The organism is Dehalobacter sp. (genome assembly GCA_023667845.1).
Taxonomy (GTDB): Bacteria; Bacillota; Desulfitobacteriia; order Desulfitobacteriales; family Syntrophobotulaceae; genus Dehalobacter.
On the sequence record JAMPIU010000121.1, the window covers coordinates 1 to 3,840 of the forward strand.

Here is a 3,840-nt window from a genome sequence, read left to right on the forward strand (position 1 = left end):
GACGATTGGCTGGTGATCAGCGGAATCAGTCAGGGATTGGGCAGGTCGGACCGGAATGAACAGCATAAACAGCTCGAACTTGTTCAGCGGCATTTGGCAGGCGTAGACGAAAAGGCCAGGCAGCAGGCAGAAAGCAGGGCAAAGATGTGGTCTTACCTCGGTTTCCTGGGCGGAATTGCGGTTGTCATTATGATCATGTGAGGAGGTAGGGTTCGCGATGAGTATTGACCTCATTTTGAAGGTAGCAGGTATTGGTCTATTGGTGGGCATTTGTGCAATTATCCTGAATGAGGCCGGTAAGAAAGAGCAGGCCCAGATGGTTACCATTGCCGGGGTTGTTGTCGTGTTGTATCTGGTCATCCAGGGAATCTCCGATCTGTTTGTTCTGGTGAAAAGCGTATTTAATCTATACTAGGGGGCTCTGGCAATGGAAATAGCACAAGTGATTGGACTCGCCATCATTGTCACGGTTCTCGGAGCTGTTCTGAAACAAATTAAACCTGAGATTGCAATTCAGCTAAGCATTCTGGCAGGGGTAACCATATTTCTGCTGATCATGGACAAAATCAGACTGGTGGTTGATCTGCTGCAGAAACTGGCTGAGCAGGCAGACATCAGTTCCTACTACTTGTTCATTGTTCTTAAAATCGTGGGAGTAGCCTATTTGGCGGAATTGGGAGGCCAAATCTGCCGGGATGCCGGAGAGAATGCACTGGCCACAAAAGTTGAAATTGCAGCCAAAGTATTCGTGGTCATTTTGGCTATCCCAATCATTGCAGCGATCATGGAATCCATGATGAAGCTGCTGGCGTGAGGAGCGATACGGATGACAAAAAAAGTCTTGGCTGCGCTGGGGCTTGCCATATGGATGACCCTGGTATTTGCTTTTCCAGTGGTGACCCTGGCGGCAGAAAGTCAGGAGACGAGTTACACTGGGACGGAGGCGGATAAACCATTTGCGGAAGTAGAGACTTCCGGGGAGATGGGCGTGTCCGGAAAAGTAGATTTGTCTGAAGAGATAGATTTATCTGAAGTCAGAGAATTTTTGAATCAACTGGACCGCGATGTTCAGGACGCTCTGCCTGATTTTTCTTTAACAGAGATCTTTGAAAGCATTAAAAACGGCGAGGTTAATTTTAGTCTGCAGGGCATCGGCAGCAGTATTGTCAAGGCTCTGCTAAAACAGGTAGTCACCAACGCGCCTTTGATTGCAAAGCTGCTGGTACTCGCTGTGATCTGCGCAATCATCAATCAACTGCAGTCTGCTTTTACAGGTGAAGTAAGCAGGATAGCCCGAATGCTCGTATATCTTGTTCTGTTGGCGCTTGCGATGACATCTTTTCGTATTGCGCTGAATGTTGGCAATGCGTCCATTGACAATATGGTTTCTTTTATGCAGATCATCCTCCCGGCCATGTATACTGTCCTGCTGACCATGGGCAGTCTGACCAGCGCAGCCTTGTTTAAACCGATGGTCATCGGCAGTCTGATCTTTTTGGCTACGGTAATCAAAAACATTGTGTTGCCGCTTTTTTTCCTGAGCATTATCCTGAGGCTGTTCAATAACATTTCCGAACAGTTCAAGCTCAGTAAATTAGCCTCTCTGCTGGAGTTCGGAGGTAAACTCAGTATTGGTATCGTCATGACGGTTTTTATCGGCATTATGTCGGTACAAGGCGTAACAGGGGGCGTAGCCGACGGGGTCACGCTGAGGACGGTAAAATATGCAGCAGATTTGATCCCGGTTGCCGGCAAATTTTTCAAAGACGCTGTTGAGATCGTGGCAAGCTCAGGTCTCTTGCTTAAGAACGCGCTGGGGATCGTAGCAATGATTGCGATAATCATCATTACTTTTCTGCCGGCGATTAAGATTATCGCGATGATGTTTACTTTTAAACTGGCTGCGGCGCTGGTCGAACCTCTGGGAGAAAAAGAACTTGCGGATAGTCTTCAGGACATGTCCAAAGGCTTATTATATATTTTTGTAACCGTTACATCCGTCGGTATCATGTTTTTTATGACGATTGTGATCATTGTCGGGACTGGAAATTTGGCGGTAATGCTTCGCTGATTTTGAGGTGTGTGAAAATGGAAGGATTAAAGACGCTGATCCGCAATTTGGCTTTCATTCTATTGCTGGCCTCCTTTCTCGAGATGCTTCTGCCGAATAAATCCATGCGGGGATTTGTGCAGATGGTCATGGGGCTGTTTGTGATTGCGGCAATCCTGAATCCGTTGGCAGATCTACTGAACTGGGACTTTGAAAATAGCGTGCCGGCCTGGGCCGGCAGTTCTTCCGGAGACTTGCCTGTTCTGGCACAGGAAAATAGTTCTGACGGAGAAGACAATTCTTCCATGGAAGCAAATGCTCTGGTGATCGAACAATACCGCAGGATTCTGGTTAACCAGATTCAGACCCTTGTATCCGGAGTGGAAGGGGTCAAAAGCTCGGATACGAATGTTGAACTGGAGGACGGGGGAGAGGGATTTGCCGACTATCCGCAAATCCAAAAAGTCGAGATCCATTTCAGTCAGCAAATTGTCAGCATTGAGCCTGTTAAGCCGGTCATTATCGGAGGCGTCAACACAGGCCAGGCCGAGGACCAGGGAACGGCTGAGTCAGCGAAAGCAATGGAAATAAAAAAACAGGTTGCAGCACTCATGCAGCTGCCGGAAGAAATCGTGTTTGTGCAGGAAGAAAAATAGGAGGAAGGAAGTCAGTATGGGATTTTTCAAGCAGGTGATCACAGAAAAGATTACGTTGGCCGTGATCTTGCTGGTAATCGTCGCAGCAATTCTTATTTTTACCTCACAGGAGGATCAGCCCGCTGCATCAGTCCAATCCCCGGCTGAAACGGTAACAGCCGTTCCAGAAAATGAATCGGGTTTTACTGCATTGGAAAAACAACTTGAAGAAAAACTTGCAGCCAATCTGGAAAAAATTCAGGGCGTTGGCAAAACGAAGGTCCTAGTTACCCTGACCTCCGATGTAAAGAAACAGTATGCCAGGGATGAAAGCGTTACGAAAAAAACTTCCAAGGAAACGGATAAAGACGGCGGAACCAGAGAAACGGAAGAGGTAACTCAGAATAACAAGATCGTGGTCGTCGGCGAAAATGCTTTAATCATTACGGAGGAACGTCCACAGGTCGCGGGAGTATTGGTTATCGCGCAGGGAGCAAGTGATCCTAAAATAAAGGAACAAGTATTTGAAGCGGTCAGGACGCTGTTGAATATTGAACCGGCCAAAATCAGCGTTGTTCCAATGGGGGGCGTCTGAATTGAACCTGAAAATAAAAGCATCCTTGATCTGGATCACCGTGATTCCGGCCATCGCGGTATGCTCCATTGTTTGGCTCAGCCAAGCATGTTTTGGGCAGCAAAAGGAAGAAGGCTTGCCGGTCAATATCCCGGATTCCGTTTGTTTCTCAGCAGAAATGATTGAACTGACGGAAAATGAGGGGGAAAACTACTTTGTTAATTATAGGATCAAACGGGAGCAGACCAGACAGGAAACACTTAACATGCTGGAGCCTTTGCTGGCGTCCGATATCACGGAGACACGCAGTCAGGCGCAGCAGCGCTGGCTGGCCTTAAGCGACAAGATCAGCAGGGAAGCCGAAATTGAGAATGTGCTGAAAATGAAAGGTTTTACAGATATTGTTTCGGAAGTCAACACGCAAAAGGCCACGGTTACAGTCCTGGCAAATCAATTAAAAGTTCAGGACATGTTTATTATCCAAAACACAGTATCGGAAATTACCGGTTTTTCAGTTGATCAAATCGAAGTAGCAGTCGTCAAAGACACGTCGGAAAAAATCTGATAATCGGGTCCGGTGG

7 protein-coding genes are annotated in these 3,840 nt (G+C 47.2%); all 7 read left to right on the forward strand.

Annotation, left to right across the window (positions count from 1 at the left end):
* Nucleotides 1–201 (forward strand): stage III sporulation protein AB (locus NC238_09165; protein MCM1566095.1); only part of this gene is annotated, 201 nt, incomplete at its 5' end.
* Nucleotides 202–217: 16 nt separating this feature from the next.
* Nucleotides 218–415: a stage III sporulation protein AC gene (gene spoIIIAC, locus NC238_09170; GenBank protein MCM1566096.1), complete on the forward strand. Its 198-nt coding sequence runs from the start codon at nucleotides 218–220 to the stop codon at nucleotides 413–415.
* Nucleotides 416–427: 12 nt separating this feature from the next.
* A complete protein-coding gene (spoIIIAD, locus tag NC238_09175) occupies nucleotides 428–814 on the forward strand; it encodes a stage III sporulation protein AD (protein MCM1566097.1) in 387 nt (128 codons plus the stop codon).
* Nucleotides 815–826: 12 nt separating this feature from the next.
* Nucleotides 827–2,071, forward strand: a complete 1,245-nt coding sequence (spoIIIAE, locus tag NC238_09180) for a stage III sporulation protein AE (GenBank protein MCM1566098.1) — start codon at nucleotides 827–829, stop codon at nucleotides 2,069–2,071.
* Nucleotides 2,072–2,088: 17 nt separating this feature from the next.
* On the forward strand, nucleotides 2,089–2,706 hold the full coding sequence (gene spoIIIAF, locus NC238_09185; GenBank protein ID MCM1566099.1) for a stage III sporulation protein AF: 618 nt from the start codon (nucleotides 2,089–2,091) through the stop codon (nucleotides 2,704–2,706).
* 16 nt (nucleotides 2,707–2,722) lie between these two features.
* The gene (locus NC238_09190) at nucleotides 2,723–3,280 is read left to right on the forward strand and encodes a stage III sporulation protein AG (GenBank protein MCM1566100.1); all 558 of its coding nucleotides are present in this window, start codon (nucleotides 2,723–2,725) and stop codon (nucleotides 3,278–3,280) included.
* Nucleotide 3,281: 1 nt separating this feature from the next.
* Nucleotides 3,282–3,824, forward strand: coding sequence for a SpoIIIAH-like family protein (locus tag NC238_09195; protein MCM1566101.1), 543 nt, complete (start codon nucleotides 3,282–3,284; stop codon nucleotides 3,822–3,824).
* Nucleotides 3,825–3,840: the final 16 nt, after the last annotated feature.

Bases quoted from the DNA above. Each gene is read 5' to 3' on its own strand.
- spoIIIAD (MCM1566097.1), top strand. From the start codon at position 428: ATGGAAATAGCACAAGTGATTGGACTCGCCATCATTGTCACGGTTCTC.
- spoIIIAE (MCM1566098.1), top strand. From the start codon at position 827: ATGACAAAAAAAGTCTTGGCTGCGCTGGGGCTTGCCATATGGATGACC.
- spoIIIAC (MCM1566096.1), top strand. From the start codon at position 218: ATGAGTATTGACCTCATTTTGAAGGTAGCAGGTATTGGTCTATTGGTG.
- spoIIIAF (MCM1566099.1), top strand. From the start codon at position 2,089: ATGGAAGGATTAAAGACGCTGATCCGCAATTTGGCTTTCATTCTATTG.
- NC238_09190 (MCM1566100.1), top strand. From the start codon at position 2,723: ATGGGATTTTTCAAGCAGGTGATCACAGAAAAGATTACGTTGGCCGTG.